This window comes from Roseibium sp. (genome assembly GCF_025698965.1).
Classification (GTDB): domain Bacteria; phylum Pseudomonadota; class Alphaproteobacteria; order Rhizobiales; family Stappiaceae; genus Roseibium.
Genome location: NZ_JAILWL010000070.1, coordinates 1 through 18,067, shown reverse-complemented (window position 1 = coordinate 18,067; position 18,067 = coordinate 1). Strand labels below are relative to the sequence as shown.

Here is an 18,067-nt window from a genome sequence, read left to right as displayed (position 1 = left end):
CGCCGTTTCATGCGGAAACGGACTGGCTATCGTCGACGCAACCGATGTTCAAAGGATCAAGATAGACGGAACGATCCTCGAGAAAATCGATGGTCATTACATCATGCGGAATTGCGATGGAGCCTGGCGCTTGACCGTTGCTAGTCTTTGCGTCAATGGCTGGCGTACTGCGTAGGCCTTCAACGGTCTGATTTATCGAGGTCAGAAGGCGGTTTTTTCCGCAGATTCACAGCAATCGATAGGCACGTTTTGTGTGTTGTGGAGATACATGCTCATTTACCGGTTGGCAGCCAACCGAAACGCGGCCTCGTCATCGGAGCCGCGCTGGTCGAAGGCGTCTGGCTGACCGGAAAGACTATTCAATTCGCTTGCCAGGTCTTCAGGTTGCGCTCGATGAAGTTTTCGACGGATGTTGGTATTTTTCCGGTAATCGCATGAACGCTATCCGTTACCTGATTTTCTGAACCGCCCGCGATGGCGGTATCCATCGCTGCAAGTGTTTCTGCATACGCTTCCGGCAATCCCATGGACCTAAATCGCGCTGCGACACCCTCGGGCGTAAGTCGGTGATGTTTTATCTTTCGGCCGAGATGTTTGGTAAGGGCTTCGGCCACATCGCCATATGTGATCGCATCGGGGCCGGTGAGAATGTGATCGGTGTTGTCTACCGAAGGGGCTGCGAGAAGAGTTGCCGCACAGTTTGCTATATCTTCGGCATCGATAAATCCGACACGCCCGTCTTCCGTTGCCGAGAACAGAGAGGCCTCATTCCGAATTGGATCAAGATGCTGTCCTTCGGAAAAGTTCTGCATGAACCAGGAGGGTCTCAAAACGCTCCATTCCTGCGCATTTTGCCGCAGCCAGGCATGTACCGCACCCATCATCGGTCCGTTTTCATCCAGCGATGAGGCGCTGAGAAGCACAAATCTGGAGACACCTGCCTTGATGGCTGCCTCCAGAGCGGGCTTCATCGCTCCGATCGTGTCGAAGTCATCGGTCGGTGCCACGAGATATATCGCCCGAACATCGTTAAAGGCAGCCTCGAAGGTCGAGTGGTCTTTCCAGTCAAAACGCACGGTGCTGCTCGACTTCGGATTTCGGCTGGCAATTCGGGTGGAGTATCCGCGTTTCTTAAGCCGTTCGACAACACGACGGCCTGTTTTGCCGGTGCCGCCGGTTACAAGAATGTTCTCAGACATCGCTGAAGTCCTTGAATGTGGATTTGAGGGTCTCGACGCCGCCGACGGCATCCAGAAGAACCAATGGGTTCCAGTAGTCGCGATACCGGACAATCCGGCCATCTTGGACGGTCACGACGGACACATAATCCTGGTCGTACCGCCTGCCTGTCTTTGAGCCGCTGGCCTTGCAAGAAAACTCCAGAGTGAATGTTTTGCCATCCTTCGAGGGATGAACAACGGCGGCCTTCATGCTTTCGAAGGAGATCATCGCCCCGGCCGCTTGAAGGTAAGAGGTCAAGGTCTCCCGCCCTCGGATTTCCGTTACCGCGCCTTTGGGTGCGAAGGGAAACTGAAAGACGACATCGTCGGAACACATTGCGAGAAAGTCATCACCTGCGTCTGCATCAATTGCATTGCCGAGCGCCTGACGAAGCATGGCGCCGAAGCTCGGGATCGTGTTGTATTCAGTCATGTCAACCTCCTGAAATCCTGAGTGTTGGCCCTGGTTCATTTCGTGCAGGGCAATGAAACGGTGCCGATATCGCTCTACTTGCCGGAGCTGAGCTGCATCGCGACCACACCTGCAATGACAAGCAAGGCCCCGATAAAACGCGCGGGTTCGACGGTGCGTTGTGAAAAACCGAGCAGGCCGTAGTGATCCAGAACCAGCGCCATGAGCATCTGACCTGCGACGACGGACGCAATGAAACTTGCAGCACCAAGACGTGGCGCGAGCAACATGGCCGAGATTACATATGTGACCCCCACCAAACCGCTGAGCCACGCCCACACAGGCGTTGTCGAAAACGATGTCCAGGTCGGCAGAGTGGGCCGGAACAGGATCAAAAATGCGCATAGGCACAAAAAGGAAATTCCGAACGAGACGACCGTTGCCCAAATCGGATGTCCCATGGTGCGGCTCAAGCTGGCATTCATCGCCGCGTGGACCGGGATGAAGGCACCGCAGATGATTGCGGAGAGCAGAAGCGGAGAAGCCGTGAACATTCGATCAGCCTTTGGCACTGTAGCGCAAAATGAACTGTTGCATGCCATCACATTCGATGGCATTAACGACGGAACGATACCGTTCCAACGATATAAGTGAAGTAACGATGAAACGCAAGCGTTCCGACGAAGAAAACGAGAAAAAATCTCCACGCAAATTAGCCGGGGCAGCGGTTTTGCAGGCGTCTGTAACCGCGGCCTTGTATCGGGCCTTGTTTGAAGAATGGGCTGAATCCGGCTACGCGGCGCTACGGATGGAGCGAATTGCAGCAAGGGCGGGGGTTGGCAAGGCAGCGCTCTACAGGCGCTGGAAATCAAAACGGGACTTTGTCTATGAGGCCGTGGAACGGACAGCGACGGCAATAACTCCGTTTCCGAATACCGGATCACTGGCTGAAGACGTTCTTGCCATCACCAGGTCTTTTGCCATCGTTCTGAGGCATCCGCTCGTTCGGCGAATTCTGCCGGATCTCCACGCGGAACGGGCCCGCTCAGATGAGTTGGACGAACTGGTTGTTCGAGTAGGCCAAGATCGCCGTTCTCAGGGGCTTGCATTGATAGAGCGCGCAGTTGAACGCGGCGAACTTTCCAAGGCGACCGATCGGGAGATGGCGTTGGATTTTCTGATCGCGCCGCTTTACTGGGCAATCATTGTACAGCGCCGCAAGCTGAACGCGAAGGAGATCGACGGGATTGCGGCAACCGTGACGATTTCCATTCGGAACATGACCCGATAGGCAAAGGTCCAGTGCTCGTCTCCTGAGGGTTTGGACTTGCGTTCGGCCTTCCATCACATAGTACTGAGTTGCCACCATGTTGAACAATTTGTGATAATTCGCCGTTGCCATCTGTGAGCTGGCAACATAAAAAGGGCGTCGCATTAAGAGTTGGGGCGACGCCCAACGCCAACCTGCTGCTCCGAGCAAGGTGGCGCTCCTTAAGGAGAATGTGGCCGAACCGGCAACCAAGCGGATCTCGCCACAAGCGTCGTTTCAGCAAGAAGGATCGACGCACGTGCCAATTAAAGTTTCTGACAATCTTCCTGCTCGACGCTCTCTTGAATCGGAGGGAGTTATTGTTATGCGTGAGGCTGAAGCTGTCCGGCAGGACATCCGGCCCTTGCGCATTGGTTTGCTCAACCTGATGCCGAACAAGATCAAGACGGAAACACAGATTGCCCGCTTGTTGGGGGCGACCCCTTTGCAAATCGAACTCACGCTCGTGCGGATGACGGATCATGTTCCGCAAAACACACCGGCGGAACATATGGAAGCCTTTTACAGGCCTTGGGCGGACATACGTGACGAGCGGTTTGACGGTTTCATCGTCACCGGGGCGCCAGTGGAAAAACGTCCGTTTCTGGAGGTGCGGTATTGGCCTGAACTGGCTGAGGTATTTGACTGGACGCAGACCCACGTCCATCGGTGTTTCATGATCTGCTGGGCCGCGCAGGCAGCCGTTCATCATTTTCACGATGTACCGAAACATCTGCTGCCTGAAAAACGGTTTGGGGTTTACAAACACCGAAACCTGGCTCCGACGTCGCCTTATCTTCGTGGGTTCTGTGATGAGTTTGAAGTGCCGGTGTCCCGCTGGACCGAAAACCGGCACGAGGACATTCCGGCAGAAAGCGGTTTGCGGATCCTGGCAGAAAACGAAGAGAGCGGATTGTGTCTTCTGGAAGACCCGCACCGCCGTACGCTGCTGATGTTCAATCACCTGGAATATGACACCGAAACTCTTGGCGAAGAGTTTGTTCGAGATGGCGGTGGCAGGCTGCCGCTAAACTATTTCCCGGACGACAATCCGGCCTTGCCCCCGGAAAACAAATGGCGTGGTCACGCCCATCTCCTTTTTGGGAACTGGATCAATGACATTTACCAGACGACGCCGTTTGACGTGAATGAAATTGGGCAGGTCGCAGCCGTTGCAAATGGAACAACGGCGGAAGTTGGCGCGTAATCGCGCCATACCATAGTGGCCCGGGCAGGCGTTGCTGACCCTGCAACAGTTTCACTCCGCAGCCGTTTCGTGCGACGACCCGCAGCAGGCGTGACCATAGTGTTTTTCACGTGACATCTTGCCGATGCCTGGGTTGAAACTGTTGGTCGGGTCGAGTGATGTGTAGTGATCTGCCAGCGCGGGCTTGGCCTTGTAGATGTGACCGACATTGTGTTCGGCAGGATACTCGGCGCCCCGCTGATCCAATAATTCCAGCATTGCAGTTTTCAGGGCCTTGGGATCGCATCCCTTTTTCACGACATAGTCCTGATGCAGCACATGGCACAGAAAATGGCCATAGTAGAGTTTGACTGCGATCTGCTCTTCGATCTCCGGCGGTAGCTTTTCGAACCAGTCCTCATCGTTGCGACGCAGGGCAATGTCGAGCGCAAGGATACCTTCGCTGTCTTTTGTATGAACCGCACCGTAGCGCACGGCGGCACCTGCTGCGGCGAACCGGTGGAGCATGGCCTTGCCGGTTTCGGACGTGTCGCACAGGAACCATTGATCTGGCCCGAGAGCCTGGTTCAGGATTGTTTCGGTCTGCGTTGCCGTCGGGCCCGAAACTTTCAGGATCAAATGATGTTCGAACCGATCGCGATAATCCAGAATTCTTCGCGGCAAGGCTTCCGGTGTCAGGTGCGACAGAAACTGCATCACCCGGTCGGTCAGGTTTTTTGGCAGAAAGGGAACCTTGTTCAAACGCGCATCCAGAGCCCCCTTCAGGGCGAAGAATAGCGGTAGCCTGTCGGTTCCGAACCAGTCGATCATCAGCACCGTGTCCTTGCCGTAACGATGTGCGATGTCGAAACATTCCCGGTGGAGATATTCACCGCTAACCGGAAGTTCCGGCAATTCCGTCAAGAGGCGACGGCGCAGTGCCGTCAATTCGGTCGGATCATTGGTGCCTATGTAATAGACCTTTTCGCCTGTCTCGACCGGAAAAGTGTCAAGGCGGACGGCAAAAACGGCAACTTTTCCGGCCGATCCCGAGGTTTCATATAATCCGCGCGGATCTGCGTTGTATCGGGCAGGGCTTGCGGCATCCACGTCTCGAACCCGTTCACCGTAGTCGTCATCGGAGGCACGTCCCGCGTCGTGACTAACACTGTCGGGGTCGATTTCGCCCCGATCCAGTTTTCCCAGGATTTCCTCCGGAGATTGTCCCAGATCGATCCCGAGGTGGTTGATGAGCTCTAGCTCACCTTCCTTGTTGACCTGAGCATAAAGCGACAACTCGGTATAGACCGGGCCACGCCTGACCAGGGCACCGCCGGAATTGTTGCAAACACCGCCGATGATGGACGCGCCGATGCAGGATGATCCGATCACCGAATGCGGTTGACGGCCATAGGGCTTCAGCAATTTTTCAAGGTGGAACAGCGTGCCGCCGGGCTGGCTGACAATCTGGCGGCCATCGTCGAGAACGTGCAGATGATCAAGGCGCAGCGTCGACACAATGACCACGTCCCGGTCATAGTGCCCCTTTGGCGTTGACCCCTCGGTCAACCCGGTATTGGCCGCCTGCATGATGACGATGCAGTCCGCCACGACAATGGCCTGCAGAACCTGCCACATTTCGACCAGCGTGCCGGGGATGACGACAGCTATTGCCTCGCCTTCACCGGAACGAAAGCCCTTGCGATATCGTTCGGTCTTGCGGGCATCCGTCAGGCAGTGACGTGCGCCGACAATTTCCTTCAGGCTTTGGATCAAAACATCTTGCGTCATGTCGGGTCTCATGCCGGAATTGGGTGCAGGCCGCTACAAGCGGCCTGTTTTTATCAGTAAGCCACCGATGGAAGCCAGGTTGCAAGTGCAGGCCAAAGGAAGACCAGCGTCAAACCAAGTAGCTGCAGCAGTACAAATGGCACGATCCCCTTATAGATATCCGTCAGCTTGATGCCGTCGGGGCAAACACCCTTGAGGTAAAAGAGCGAGAAGCCGACTGGTGGTGTCAGGAATGATGTCTGTAACGTTACAGCAACAAGGATCACAAACCAGACCAGTGCCGGTTCGTCCATCGCTCCAAAGCCCGGAATATCCAGGCCGAGGCCGTTGACGATCGGGCGCATCAAGGGAAGCACGATCAGGGTGATTTCAATCCAGTCGAGCACGAAACCCAGAAGAAAGACAATCCCCAGAATGAAGATCACGGTACCGCTGGGACCGAGGCCGGTGGAGGAGACCATGCTCTCAATCAACTCGTCGCCGCCAAGCTCGCGCAACACGAAGGAAAACACCGTCGCGCCCAGAAAGATAGCAAAGATGTAGGCGGTCGTGTTGAAAGTTGCCTTGAGCACATTCCAGGTTTTCGCAAAGGTCAGTTTGCGATAGGCGAGGGCGAGAAGTGTCGCTCCGATGGCTCCAATCCCCGACGCTTCCGTAGGCGTACAGATGCCGGCAAAAATCGATCCGAGCACAGCGAAAATCAGGATGAGCGGCGGCACAAGCGCAACGAAAATATTCTTGAAGGCAGCCCAGTCCGGCATGCGCGCGTCATCGGGTGCCGGTGCGGATTTGGGGCTGAGCAGGGCAAGGCTGAAGATATAGAGCAGATAGATTGCGCCAAGCAGCATGCCCGGGATCGCGGCCGCCATGAACAGGTCACCAACCGACAGGGCCATCTGGTCCGCCATGATCACCAGCATGATGGAGGGCGGTATGAGTATGCCGAGTGTACCTGAAGCGGCAACCACGCCGGTTGACAGCGTCTTGGAGTACCGGTGTTGCATCATGGCGGGAAGGGACAGGACGCCGAGCAGCACCACAGAAGCGCCGACGATCCCTGTGGACGCCGCGAGGATGATGCCGATCAGTGTCACCGTGATGGCAAGTCCACCGCGCACGGTGCCGAACAGCCGGGTCATCGAGGTCATCAGCCGCTCTGCAACACCGCTTTCGTCCAGCATAAGTCCCATGAAAATGAACATCGGCAGGGCAACAAGGACAGCGTTCGACATGACGGCATAAACACGGTTCACCACCGCGCCGAGCGTCAGGTAGTCGAGCCCGGTAAATGTGTCCTCCAGTCCTGTCCAGGCCATGTTCCCCATGTCGAACTGATAGGCGAGCCCACAGAAGATCATGCCGGTGCCGGCCAGGGTCCAGGCCACAGGAAAACCGGTGAAAAGCAGGCCGACAAAGCTCATGAACATGGCAATGACAAGCATTTCCTCGGTCGTTTCAACGAGTGTTGCTAGCCCAGCCGTTACCAGTGCGAAGATGCCAATGAGAACCAGAATACGCGTGAAGCCGACACCCTGCCGTTCTACCGCTCCTGCGGTGAGCAAGGCATGAATGTCATGCAGCAGCCGCGCGAAGGCCGCGATGCCAAGAAGAACGAAGCTGATGGGAATGATCGCCTTGAAAGCCCAGCGAAATGCCAGACCGGTTGCCGACGATGAGCGTTCATCAACCCTGTAACTCTCTTGGAAATAGTCGAAGCCCTGGTCGATCATCAACCATATGAACGGTGCAAGCAGCAGCAGAATGCCGAGGATCTCGACCACCCGCTGCGCTCTGCGCGAGAGCTGCATATGCATTAGGTCGACACGCACGTGGCTATCGGTGGTCAGCGCATAGGAGACACCGGTCATGGTCACCAGGCCGTAGATATGCCACTGCAATTCATCGAGTTTGGGAAAGTTGAGATTGAAGGCGTAGCGCAGGACGACCTGAGTGACGATGGCAGCAATCAGGACGAGATTGGCCAGCATGACGACATGGCCGACGGCCCTTACGAACCGGTCGATCGCAACGGCAATCCCAAAGCGATCAGGGTCACCGTGTTCGGTGATCGCCTCGTAGGTTTCGGCAAGGTCGCCTTGATAATCCGGGTTCATCGTCATCGTGCCGGTCCTCCTCAGTACGGCCACAGCTCACCCGGTTGCGATCCTTGTTGAGACCGCTCTGGGCGCGCTGAAAATGTCGGGGCAAGAGCCGCACCGGCAAACCGGTGCGGCACGGGCTTAAGATCAGAACCGCGGTAGGAACGCGTTCTTCTCCCAAAGGTCGTAATTCGAGCGGAACTCGGTCAGGTCTGCATAGACTTCCGCGAAATACTCGTTGCTGGCGGCTTCTTCCGCAGCAACTTCCTCCCAGGTGTCACGGAAGAGTTGGAGCATTTCCGGGCTCCACTTGCGCAGCTCAACGCCGTTTTCTTCGACATTTCGCTTGAGTGCATCAAACTGCAGCGCTTCCCCCTCGGCAAAGCTGTCGGCCATGGAGGCCTTGCAGGCTTCCGCCAGAATATGCTGATGCTGCTCGGACGCCTCGTTCCAGACATCCTTGTTGATCAGCAGCTCAAACACCGTCGCCTGCTGATGCCAGCCGGGGAAGTAGTTGTATTTGGCCACTTTGTGAAAACCGAGCCGCTGGTCAATAGCCGGCATCGAGAATTCGGTCGCGTCAATGGCACCTTTTTCGAGGGCCGGGAATATCTCGCCGCCCGGCAACAGCGACGTTGCTACACCAAGCTTTTCCATCACCTTGCCGCCAAGGCCGAAGAAACGCATTTTCAGGCCCTTCAGGTCGTCCGCCGAGTTGATCTCTTTGGAAAACCAGCCGGAAGTTTCCGGAGCAATCACGGCGCAAGGCAGGACTTTTACGTTGTAGCCAGCCTCGTCATACATGCGTTGATACAGATCCAGACCATTCCCGTAATAAATCCATGCCATGTACTCACCGGCTTCAGGACCGAATGGGATCGCGGAAAACAATGGTGCTGCCGGGATCTTGCCCGCCCAATATCCAGCTGTGGTGTAGCCTGCATTTATTTTTCCAGACGAAACCGCATCGAGAATCTCGAACGCCGGAACCAGCTTGCCGGGTTCATAGACTTTCATCCGCAAGGTGCCACCCGACATCAGGTCGACTTCTTTTGCAACCCGCGGGATCGGGGTGCCAAGGCTCGGCAGCTCGGTTGAGAACGCGACGGGAACCTTCAGCATCAGCTTGTCGGCTGCCAGGGCGGGTTGGGTGGCAAGACCTGCGGCAAGCACGAGGCCGGTCAGAAATCGGGACATATTTTCTCCTCCAGAATGGTTGTCGACATACCGATTGAGGCGTCGAACAACGAAAACAGAGAGGTAAATAAAGTTAACCTCATGCTTCAGTCAACAATTTTATTTACCACTGATTGGGAAGGGGAGGCTTTTGTTGCTGAATGCCTAGCCGTAAGAAGCTGGGAAATTGAAAGAAAATAGCAATTTATCCGTGAAAATACTTGTTTGCGAGGTAAAGCAATATTACCACTGTGTCTGGAGGTGTGGCATGAGTGATTTGAACAATGTGTTCGAGCCCATTGCATCGGAGTCGGTTGTCGATCTGGTTGCGAACCAGATCGAGAGTCTGATCGTGCAGGGGATCCTGCCGGAAGGCGCTCGGCTTCCATCAGAGCGTGAGCTATCCGAACGGTTCGACGTGTCCAGGCCAAAGGTGCGTGATGCGCTCAAGCGCCTTGAGGACCTGGGGCTATTGCATGTGCGCCACGGCGAGGGGACTTTCGTCGCGCAGCTCTCCGGTCAGGCAATGACCCCGGCGCTGATCGATCTTTATGCCCGTCATGGTGTCGCCTTTTACGACTATCTGGAATATCGCAAGGAACAGGAAGCCTTTGCCGCCCGTCTTGCAGCTGAGCGTGCAACTTCCTCAGACCGCGCGGCAATTGAAGAGGTCGTGGAAGAACTGGAACGAGCACAGGAAAATGGTGACCTGGAAGCCTCGGAGGAGGCCGATGTCAGGTTCCACAGCATCATCGTCAATGCCAGTCACAACGCCATGCTCATTCACATGATGCGGTCCATCTACGATCTCACCCGTCGCGGTGTCTTCTATAACCGTCGATACCTGCGCACGATCGATGGCTCTGGCGAACGTCTGCTCGAACAGCATCTGCGCATTGCGTCGGCCGTGCTTGCGGGCAATCCGGCAGAGGCAGAGGCTGCTGCCCGGGATCACCTCGATTTTGTCGAAATGTCCTTCCGTGTCGGGGAAGACCGCGAACGGCGCGAAGCCTTTGCAAGGAAACGGAAAATGGCTGCAGGTTTGTAAGTACGCAGTCGCAGATATACCGTCGATTGCAAATAGTGCCGTTATTTGGGGTGTTTGGAGGACTGGGTTCCGTCAACCTGGTTGCAATCCAGCGCAGCTTGAATCTCCATCGCCATTTTCCGGAATGCCGGGTGCTGAAGGAGTGAGGCTGCGTCGAAGACGGAGACCCATTTTCGGTTTCGATGATTTTCCTCCCAGGCCACGTCAGGAAGGATGTTCGTAACTTCCATTGCGAAGACTTCGACCTGACAGCTCGCTCCCCATTTTTCATATGAAAATGTTCCAAGCGCTGGGGTTTCGACCCGGCCCTCGACGCCGGCCTCTTCCCTGGCCTCGGTCATTGCCGATGCCGCAGGGCTGAGGCCGGGTTCAACAATCCCCTTTGGAACAACCCAATGCCGTCCGCTGCTGGACCCGGTGATCAGAATTTCCGTGCCCTTATTGGTTCGGCGATAGGGAATGACTGCGGACTGCGTGTAGTAATAGGCTGGCCGCTCGCGCTGCTCCGGGCCGTCAGGAGCGGGGTAGGGGAAGTGATTGGGCAAATCTTGAGGATCAACACGCGTTACCAGGCTAATTCGGCCCTTATTCCGGGTCAGATGGAGCAGGACACCGGCTCTGAGCTCAGGTTCAGCCGTAAGGCCGAGTTCATCTAAAAGGCAGCGCATCTCCGTCGACGAACCGACAAGGAGAATTTTTCGCGCGTCCGGAAAATCAGGCAAAGTTCCTGCCGATAGCTCAGGTGACTTTTGAATGGCGCGTGCCGTCCATCCTGCCGATTTCAGCGCTTTTTGCGCAGTCACCCTGGCGCGCAGATCGAGGCTCGTCAGGACTATGTCGGGACACACTCCCATCCGTCCCATCCAGGCACCGATTTTTTGGGCCTGACGTTTGCCTTTGGTGCGCAGGGGCCGGTCCGATTTGGCGCCATCCCAGGACTTTTCACCCGCACCGGCACATAAGATCAGGAGTTCCATGACGTCTCTCCCGTAAGGCTTCTGCAAAGCGCAGGAGTGCACCTTGGCTCACCCGAATGGTAGCTTACGAGCCGAGTTCTGTCACAAGGAACGCAGCGTGTCCCCTAACTGATTTAATTCGCGGTGAAAGCCTTTGCATATCGGGTCGGCGTATCGCCGACATGACGTGTGAAGGCGGTGCTGAAAGCGCTGGTTGAGCCGTAACCGATCCTGTCTGATACTTCAGCGACACCATGGCGACCTGAGCGCAGCATGTGCTTGGCGAGTGTCATTCTCCAGTTCGACACGTAACTCATCGGAGCAACGCCGACGAGACGGTTGAACCGTGTAAAGAACGCCGATCGCGATAACCCGGCTCGCCTCGCCAAATCATGCACATTCCAGGTGTTGTCCGGTTCGGCGTGTATTGCACGCAGTGCCGGACCAATCCGGGCATCCGTCAACCCGCGCAACAGACCGGATGATGCGTCGGTATCGCTGGAGGAGCGCAGCGCTTCGATCAGCAGGACCTGCAGTAAATGCTCAACCACAACATCACAAGCCGGGCGATCTGAAAGGACCTCATCTCGCACAAGAGTGGCCAATGTCGCCAGGCGTTTCTCACCGTGCACGATGGCAATGTCAGGCAACAACGTTACCAGAAGTTCCGTATCCGGGCTGGCAAAACTGCAATGGCCAACAAGGAGCTGAACCTCTTCAGGTGAATTTGAAGAGCCGATCCGGAAAATTCCATCTTCACCGAGCTCCGGGCGGCTGATCAAGCCTTGAGGTGGCGGTGGATCGAGACTGGAGAGCGTAAAAGTCGAAACAGTTGGGATAAGTGCAAAGTCATCGGTCCTAAGCTCAACGGGAGAATTTCCACCAACACTCAAACTGGCCCGACCGGAAAGGAGCATGCAGTAGAACAATTCGTTCACATCTTCGCGGTGAACCCTGAACGGTCCTGACGCCATGGCAAGTTTTGAATAGGGAGCCATCGGGTGCAAAAGAGATATCACTTCGGAAAGTGGATCAGGCATTTCGGACTTTCGATAAAAAAGTAAGGACTTTTCATAGTAGATCGTTTCGCGTTTCAGGTCGATATCAAGGGCATTGATTGAACGGAGACTTGTCATGAAAACTGTGATGATTACTGGTTGCTCTTCAGGCTTCGGGCTCGAAACCGCCCGCTACTTTCTCAAACAGGGATGGTCGGTGGTCGCGACAATGCGCAATCCGGACACGGCGGTGCTCCCGGCTTCGGATCGTTTGCGGCTATTAAGGCTGGATGTAACCGACCAAGACAGCATTGCTCGTGCCGTAGAAGCCGCAGGACCGATCGACGCGCTTGTAAACAACGCTGGAATTGGCTGGCTATCTCCCTTTGAAGGGACTTCCGACCAGGTCATTCGCAAAATATTTGAAACCAATGTTCACGGCACATTCGAGATGATCCGGGCCGTGTTGCCGCAAATGCGGTCGAAAACTGCTGGCGTCATCGTCAATGTTTCGTCCAGTGTCACGCTGAAATCTCTCCCGCTATTGCCGGTCTACACAGCCAGCAAGGCAGCAGTGAATGCCTATACCGAGTGTCTTGCCCTAGAGCTTGCACCACTTGGTATCAGCGTGAGGTTGGTTTTGCCGGGGCAGGCGCCGGCTACGCAGTTTGGCAGCAATGCAATGGCCCTGATGGCAGGGGAGAGCGAAGCACCGGAAGACTACAGACCCTTTGTCGAAGATGTCATGAGTGCGTTCAAGGAAAATGCCGCCAAAGAGCCGACACGTCCTGAAGACGTTGTCAAAGCAGTGTGGCGCGCGGTCACCGATGCAAATTGTCCGCTTCGCCTACCTGCCGGAAGTGACGCGGAAGCACTGGCCGCCTGATCTTTACCTCACGATCGACCTTTCGGGCAGCGGTAACGAACGCTGCCCGACAGACAATGTTTCAATCCCCTTCGAAACCTTCATGAATTGAAAACACGAGTGCGCTTCTGTTGAATGTCGGCATCAACTAAGCCTGCCGGTTTTCCAAGACGAGGTCGCTTGCTTTCTCGCCAATCATGATGGCGGGTGCATTTGTATTTCCACTGACGATCTCAGGCATGATTGAACAATCCGCAACGCGCAGATTGTCGATACCGTGTACGCGCAATTTTGCGTCCACGACCGCACCGTTGCCGGTTCCCATCTTGCAGGTTCCGGTCGGGTGATAAATTGAGACGGAATTCGATCGGGCCCAGTCCAGCGTACCTTCATAATCATCAACTGAAAGATCGGCGGAGGGGCGGAATTCTTCGGAGATTTTTGTTGCCAGGGGACGATGCCACGCGATCTTGCGGGCAATATTCACCCCGTCCACCAGCGTCCGGCAGTCGGTCTCCGTGGACAGATAATTCGGCACGATCCTGACGTAACTCTTCGGGTCAGGTCCATCCAGTCTAATTTCTCCGCGGCTTTCCGGGCGCAGCTGGCAGACCGACATGGTGAAGGCGGAAAAGGGGTGAACACCTTCTCCGGGACTGTCGGCGGACCAGGGTTGAACGTGAAACTGGATATCGGGCGTTTCCATTTCAGGTCGGGTTTTCATGAAACCGGTCGCCAGACTTGCGGCCATGGTCATTGGCCCGGCCCGAAACAGTGCGTATTTCAGCGCGATGCGGGCCTGATTGTAGTAACTGCGGACTTCGTCGTTCAAGGTTGGCTCGTTACACTTGAACACCAATCGTGCCTGCAAGTGGTCCTGCAACCCTTTTCCCACCCCCGGCAGGGCGTGCACTGGTTCGATCCCGTTCTTCTTCAAATGGTTCGGGTCGCCGATACCAGACAGCATCAGAATTTGCGGTGAGTTGATGGCTCCCCCGGACAGGATCACTTCACGCCGGACCTTGAGTTCCCGCTCAGTGCCAGACCGGTCCAGGTATCGAAGTCCGGTGGCGCGCTTTCCTTCCATAACGACGCGCGTCACCATTGCCTTTGTGACGATTTGCAGGTTCTCCCGGTCCCGGATGGGTTTGAGAAAAGCGACGGCGGCACTGCATCTGCGGCCATTTCGCGTCGTCAGCTGGAAATAGCCGACACCTTCCTGCGTTTCACCATTGTAATCCGGATTGAACGGGTAACCCGCAGCCTGGGCTGCGGCGACCCAGGCGTCGCAGATCGGCCGCTGGATTCGCATATTGGAGACCGACAAGGGGCCGTCCTTGCCGTGATAGTCGTCTGCTCCGCGTTCCTGGTCTTCGCTGCGCTTGAACAGGGGAAGGACATCGTCCCAGCCCCAGCCCTGATTGCCCATCTGCCGCCAGCGCTCATAGTCTTCTTTTTGTCCGCGTACATACAGCAACCCATTGAGGGAGGAGGAGCCTCCCAGAACCTTGCCGCGCGGCCAGTCGATGGAGCGGCCGTTCAGGCCGGGGTCGGGTTCGGTGCGATAACACCAGTCGACCGAGGGATTATGCATTGTCTTGAAGTAACCGACAGGGATGTGGATCCACGGATTGGTATCGCGGCCGCCGGCCTCGAGCAGCGCCACACTGGTGCCTGGATCGGCACTCAGCCGATTGGCGATCACGCACCCGGAAGAGCCTGCACCGACAATGGCATAATCCACTTCCATGATCCCTCCCTCCATTTGTGTGAAAAAAACTCTATGCAAATTGGATGAACTATACTAGCATTTTTTGATACGAAATGTCTCATTATTTGACTTTTGGGAGGAAGGCAATGGAGATTGGTAAGAAACTGAGCGGAATTTCTCGGCGCGACCTTTTTAAGGTGGCGGGACAATATGGAATGAGTTCAACACTGCTGGCAGCCGGAGGCTTCGGGAGTGCCATGAGCCTGGCTAAACTGGCTCAAGCTGCTGAATCCACATATGAAAAACGGTTTTCGAAAGAACCTAAGCACACTCTGAAGTTCGGAGCTGCCGGTTTTAACACGCGCAATCTCCTGATCGAACGGGCAGGGGCAATCGAATTCGCGCGTGATTTGGAAGAGCGCACGGACGGCGAGATCCGTGTTGAGTTTATCGGTGACAACCAGATCTGCGGTCAGTTGAGCTGTGTGGAGAAAACACAGCAGGGTATCGTGGATATTTATGCTGCGTCGACCCAGAATTCAGCTGGTGGCGCGCCATACCTCAATGTTCTCGACTACGCCTACATGTTCCCGAGCCGGGCGGCGCAGTATCACTTTTTCTACAGTCCGGAAAGCCAGCGCATCCTGCGCGATCCATTGGAAAAACGCCATGGATTGAAGTTCCTCTTCACCCATTGTGAATTGCGCGGGCTGCAGATGGGGGCGAGTTTTGAAGACAAACCGACCGTTACCAAGCTTGAGGAGCTTTTCGGCACCAAGAACCGCGTGACGGGCACCCAGCTTGGCCGTATCGCGATGCAGCTTCTGAACCTCAACCCGGTTCCGGTTGCCTGGGAGGAGACGCTCGATGCGTTGAAAACGGGTCTGATCGATGGTGCGGAAACCTGGGCGTCGGCGGTTGCCTATGCCAACATGTCTCCGGTGGTTTCACAGTCGGTAAACCTGAAATTCTTCTGCGGTACGGAGCATACGTCGATGTCGGCGAAGGTCTTCGACAGTCTTGATGGCCCTCTGCAGGACGCGGTTATGGAATCTGCCTATTTCACCCAAGCCTTGATCCAGGGGGCGAATGAAGCAGCATTGCTGAACACTGTCGGTTTCTCCGAGCCTCAACTGCCCAACACCATTTTTGCTGAAAATGGCGTGCGCCCGGCATTCCTGGCCGAAGATCAGATCAAACTGGCAGAGGAAATGTGCGCCCCGAACTATAATCCGGAGCCTTGGGCCGAGTGGCGTGAGCGTCTCAACAAATGGGCCGGTGGCATCGACACTTATCAGGAAATCTACGACATCGCCCGGCAGATTCCGGCCGACACGCTTCCGGAAAATGTCGAACCTCGCCGTTGGTGGAAGAGCTAAGGCTGAGTAGGCTTGCTGAACCGGCCCCAACGGGCCGGTTCAAACATCAGGACCGGACTGGGAGGACAAGGTCAATGTCGCTTTGGGCGGATATCGGGGCAATATTCAGCGCCATACTCAGCAACGATTCCTTTGAAATACAATCCGCTTTGCGCTCAAACGCAGCCTGGGTTGTCGGAACTGTTGCGGCTGCATTGGGCGGCTTTGCGGTTCTGATGCTCTATCGTGCATCTCCGTTCCTCGAACGCCACCTGGAGCGTTCGGTAATGGTCTACTCCTATCTCGCAATTGCACTGATTATATTTTGGGGCGTTATCGATCGTTTTGTCTTCAACGATCAGGAGCCGTGGTCGACAACCATTCCACCTCTGCTGTTCATGGTGATGGCGTGGTTCGGGGCAGCCTTCAACGTTCACCTGCGCACACATTTGAGTTTCAACGAGTTCCGCGCGGCCATGCCGCCTGCAGGTCAGTTGGCCTGTCTTATTCTGGATGCGGTACTTTGGTTCGTATTCGCCGTGATTGTCATTGTCACGACGACAAGACTGGTTGCGTTGTCTGCGTCCAACTTTCAGATCGTGCTAGGCACCGACAATGTCATGCAATGGTGGTTTCTGATCACCGTACCGCTTGCTTTCGTCCTGATGATCGGGCGGGTTTTCCAGAATCTCGCCCAGGATTTGAGCAACTGGAAAAACGGCAGACCCCTGATCCAGCAAGCCGTGATTGGATCTGACTGATGACCGATGGCACCTGGGTAACACTGATCTCGTTGGGGGTCACCTTTCTCTTCATGCTGGGCGTCCCGGTACTTCTGGTCATCGGCTACTGGGTTATCGGCTGCTCTTTCGTTCTCGGATTGACGCTCGATAACATCGGTGCAGAACTGCTGAACGTGTTCAACAAAGGGTTTGCGCTTCTGGCAATGCCGTTGTTCATCCTGACGGGTGATCTGATAAACAAGTCCGGAATTGCCAGACGATTGAGTGACTTTGCCTATGCCTGCCTTGGTTGGATTCGCGGCGGATTGGCCATGGCGTCGCTTGGGGCATGCGGTCTGTTTGCCGCCATTTCAGGGTCAAATTCGGCAACAACCGCTACAATCGGTTCGATGCTGCACCCCGAAATGGTGAAAGGTGGTTACGATGAGCGCTTCAGTGCCGCCACCGCAGCGGCAGGAGGCACGGTCGGGATCATCATACCGCCGTCGATCATTTTCATCGTCTACGGCTTTCTCATGAACCTGCCTATTTCGGAATTGTTCGTTGCGGGTATCCTGCCTGGCGCCCTGATGGTCATGGGGATGCAGTTTGCCTGCTGGATCATTTGCCGGCTGAATGGCTGGGGCCATCTCATCCCTCTGCAAATGAACAGGATCCTGAAAACCGCATTCGGCGCATGGCTTGGTTTCTTTGCAATTGGTCTTGTCCTTTGGGGGATCTATACCGGCAAATTTTCGCCGACCGAAGCGGCGGGTGTAACTGTTGGATTTTGTGTGATCGCCGGGCTGGTAAGTTATCCACTCAACCGGGTGATGGGGGCAGGGCAACCGAAATCGATCGAGGAAAAGAGTTACGCGGAAATGCTTGTGGTCGAGGGCTTCACCATACCGGCGATCCCGTCCATCGTGATCCGTTCAGCGCAGATCACCGGCATTCTGGCGCCGCTCATCGCGATCTCCGTTGTCATGCAACAGATCCTGTCGCTTCTGGGCGCACAGCAGACAATCGGCGATTTTGTTACCTCAATGGGCGGGTATCACGCCGTCCTGTTCACGTCGATGGTCATCGTGTTCTTCTCAGGCATGGTCTTGGAAAGCTTGCCGGTCACGATCATTCTCGCTCCGATCCTGGCACCCATTGCAGCTTCAGTCGGTGTGGATCCGGTCCACTTTTCGGTGATTTTCCTGGTCGGAGC

16 protein-coding genes and 1 riboswitch are annotated in these 18,067 nt (G+C 55.6%); of the genes, 7 read left to right on the top strand and 9 right to left on the bottom strand.

The window, feature by feature from the left end:
- Positions 1-359 precede the first annotated feature (359 nt).
- From K5905_RS08050 to K5905_RS08040, 3 genes are all read right to left on the bottom strand, one after another.
- Entirely contained in the window at positions 360-1,199 is an 840-nt protein-coding gene (locus tag K5905_RS08050) for an ergot alkaloid biosynthesis protein (RefSeq protein ID WP_297582303.1), read from the bottom strand.
- Complete coding sequence (locus tag K5905_RS08045) at positions 1,192-1,653, bottom strand: nuclear transport factor 2 family protein (protein WP_297582301.1); 462 nt, start codon at positions 1,651-1,653, stop codon at positions 1,192-1,194. The genes K5905_RS08050 and K5905_RS08045 overlap by 8 nt, the downstream gene beginning before the upstream one ends.
- 74 nt (positions 1,654-1,727) lie before the next feature.
- A complete protein-coding gene (locus K5905_RS08040; RefSeq protein WP_297582299.1) occupies positions 1,728-2,186 on the bottom strand; it encodes a DMT family transporter in 459 nt (152 codons plus the stop codon).
- 107 nt (positions 2,187-2,293) lie between these two features.
- Here K5905_RS08040 and K5905_RS08035 point away from each other — a divergent pair, with 107 nt between their 5' ends.
- A complete protein-coding gene (locus K5905_RS08035; RefSeq protein WP_297582297.1) occupies positions 2,294-2,923 on the top strand; it encodes a TetR/AcrR family transcriptional regulator in 630 nt (209 codons plus the stop codon).
- Between the two features lie 135 nt (positions 2,924-3,058).
- Positions 3,059-3,164, top strand: a riboswitch (SAM-I-IV-variant riboswitch).
- A 36-nt stretch (positions 3,165-3,200) separates the two neighbouring features.
- Positions 3,201-4,148, top strand: a complete 948-nt coding sequence (metA, locus tag K5905_RS08030) for a homoserine O-succinyltransferase (protein ID WP_297582295.1) — start codon at positions 3,201-3,203, stop codon at positions 4,146-4,148.
- Between the two features lie 51 nt (positions 4,149-4,199).
- On the opposite strand, the gene dld is transcribed toward metA, so the two are convergent.
- From dld to K5905_RS08015, 3 genes are all read right to left on the bottom strand, one after another.
- On the bottom strand, positions 4,200-5,918 hold the full coding sequence (dld, locus tag K5905_RS08025) for a D-lactate dehydrogenase (protein ID WP_297582293.1): 1,719 nt from the start codon (positions 5,916-5,918) through the stop codon (positions 4,200-4,202).
- Between the two features lie 53 nt (positions 5,919-5,971).
- Complete coding sequence (locus K5905_RS08020; protein ID WP_297582290.1) at positions 5,972-8,038, bottom strand: TRAP transporter large permease subunit; 2,067 nt, start codon at positions 8,036-8,038, stop codon at positions 5,972-5,974.
- Positions 8,039-8,164: 126 nt separating this feature from the next.
- Positions 8,165-9,214, bottom strand: a complete 1,050-nt coding sequence (locus K5905_RS08015) for a TRAP transporter substrate-binding protein (RefSeq protein WP_297582287.1) — start codon at positions 9,212-9,214, stop codon at positions 8,165-8,167.
- Between the two features lie 247 nt (positions 9,215-9,461).
- Between K5905_RS08015 and K5905_RS08010 the strand changes: the two genes are divergently transcribed.
- Positions 9,462-10,241, top strand: coding sequence for a FadR/GntR family transcriptional regulator (locus tag K5905_RS08010; protein ID WP_297582284.1), 780 nt, complete (start codon positions 9,462-9,464; stop codon positions 10,239-10,241).
- A 41-nt stretch (positions 10,242-10,282) separates the two neighbouring features.
- On the opposite strand, the gene K5905_RS08005 is transcribed toward K5905_RS08010, so the two are convergent.
- Positions 10,283-11,218 carry an NUDIX domain-containing protein gene (locus K5905_RS08005; RefSeq protein ID WP_297582282.1) on the bottom strand — a complete coding sequence of 312 codons (936 nt, stop codon included), beginning with the start codon at positions 11,216-11,218 and terminating at the stop codon, positions 10,283-10,285.
- A 113-nt stretch (positions 11,219-11,331) separates the two neighbouring features.
- The gene (locus K5905_RS08000) at positions 11,332-12,333 is read right to left on the bottom strand and encodes an AraC family transcriptional regulator (RefSeq protein WP_297582280.1); all 1,002 of its coding nucleotides are present in this window, start codon (positions 12,331-12,333) and stop codon (positions 11,332-11,334) included.
- Here K5905_RS08000 and K5905_RS07995 point away from each other — a divergent pair.
- Entirely contained in the window at positions 12,332-13,081 is a 750-nt protein-coding gene (locus K5905_RS07995) for an SDR family oxidoreductase (RefSeq protein ID WP_297582277.1), read from the top strand. The genes K5905_RS08000 and K5905_RS07995 overlap by 2 nt on opposite strands.
- 127 nt (positions 13,082-13,208) lie before the next feature.
- Here the strand turns inward: K5905_RS07995 and K5905_RS07990 are convergent, their stop codons facing one another.
- Complete coding sequence (locus K5905_RS07990; RefSeq protein ID WP_297582274.1) at positions 13,209-14,810, bottom strand: GMC family oxidoreductase; 1,602 nt, start codon at positions 14,808-14,810, stop codon at positions 13,209-13,211.
- A 176-nt stretch (positions 14,811-14,986) separates the two neighbouring features.
- Here K5905_RS07990 and K5905_RS07985 point away from each other — a divergent pair, with 176 nt between their 5' ends.
- The 3 genes from K5905_RS07985 to K5905_RS07975 form a co-directional block, all read left to right on the top strand.
- On the top strand, positions 14,987-16,150 hold the full coding sequence (locus tag K5905_RS07985; protein ID WP_297582272.1) for a TRAP transporter substrate-binding protein: 1,164 nt from the start codon (positions 14,987-14,989) through the stop codon (positions 16,148-16,150).
- A gap of 74 nt (positions 16,151-16,224) precedes the next feature.
- A complete protein-coding gene (locus tag K5905_RS07980; RefSeq protein WP_297582271.1) occupies positions 16,225-16,890 on the top strand; it encodes a TRAP transporter small permease in 666 nt (221 codons plus the stop codon).
- Positions 16,890-18,067: TRAP transporter large permease (locus K5905_RS07975; protein ID WP_297582270.1), on the top strand; the 1,178-nt coding region annotated here is incomplete at its 3' end. The genes K5905_RS07980 and K5905_RS07975, both read left to right, overlap by 1 nt.

Excerpts from the sequence above, each read along its gene's own strand:
- K5905_RS08050 (WP_297582303.1), bottom strand. The coding sequence starts at position 1,199 with ATGTCTGAGAACATTCTTGTAACCGGCGGCACCGGCAAAACAGGCCGT.
- K5905_RS08045 (WP_297582301.1), bottom strand. The coding sequence starts at position 1,653 with ATGACTGAATACAACACGATCCCGAGCTTCGGCGCCATGCTTCGTCAG.
- K5905_RS08040 (WP_297582299.1), bottom strand. The coding sequence starts at position 2,186 with ATGTTCACGGCTTCTCCGCTTCTGCTCTCCGCAATCATCTGCGGTGCC.
- K5905_RS08035 (WP_297582297.1), top strand. The coding sequence starts at position 2,294 with ATGAAACGCAAGCGTTCCGACGAAGAAAACGAGAAAAAATCTCCACGC.
- dld (WP_297582293.1), bottom strand. The coding sequence starts at position 5,918 with ATGACGCAAGATGTTTTGATCCAAAGCCTGAAGGAAATTGTCGGCGCA.
- K5905_RS08020 (WP_297582290.1), bottom strand. The coding sequence starts at position 8,038 with ATGACGATGAACCCGGATTATCAAGGCGACCTTGCCGAAACCTACGAG.
- K5905_RS08015 (WP_297582287.1), bottom strand. The coding sequence starts at position 9,214 with ATGTCCCGATTTCTGACCGGCCTCGTGCTTGCCGCAGGTCTTGCCACC.
- K5905_RS08010 (WP_297582284.1), top strand. The coding sequence starts at position 9,462 with ATGAGTGATTTGAACAATGTGTTCGAGCCCATTGCATCGGAGTCGGTT.
- K5905_RS08005 (WP_297582282.1), bottom strand. The coding sequence starts at position 11,218 with ATGGAACTCCTGATCTTATGTGCCGGTGCGGGTGAAAAGTCCTGGGAT.
- K5905_RS07995 (WP_297582277.1), top strand. The coding sequence starts at position 12,332 with ATGAAAACTGTGATGATTACTGGTTGCTCTTCAGGCTTCGGGCTCGAA.
- K5905_RS08000 (WP_297582280.1), bottom strand. The coding sequence starts at position 12,333 with ATGACAAGTCTCCGTTCAATCAATGCCCTTGATATCGACCTGAAACGC.
- K5905_RS07990 (WP_297582274.1), bottom strand. The coding sequence starts at position 14,810 with ATGGAAGTGGATTATGCCATTGTCGGTGCAGGCTCTTCCGGGTGCGTG.
- K5905_RS07985 (WP_297582272.1), top strand. The coding sequence starts at position 14,987 with ATGAGTTCAACACTGCTGGCAGCCGGAGGCTTCGGGAGTGCCATGAGC.
- K5905_RS07980 (WP_297582271.1), top strand. The coding sequence starts at position 16,225 with ATGTCGCTTTGGGCGGATATCGGGGCAATATTCAGCGCCATACTCAGC.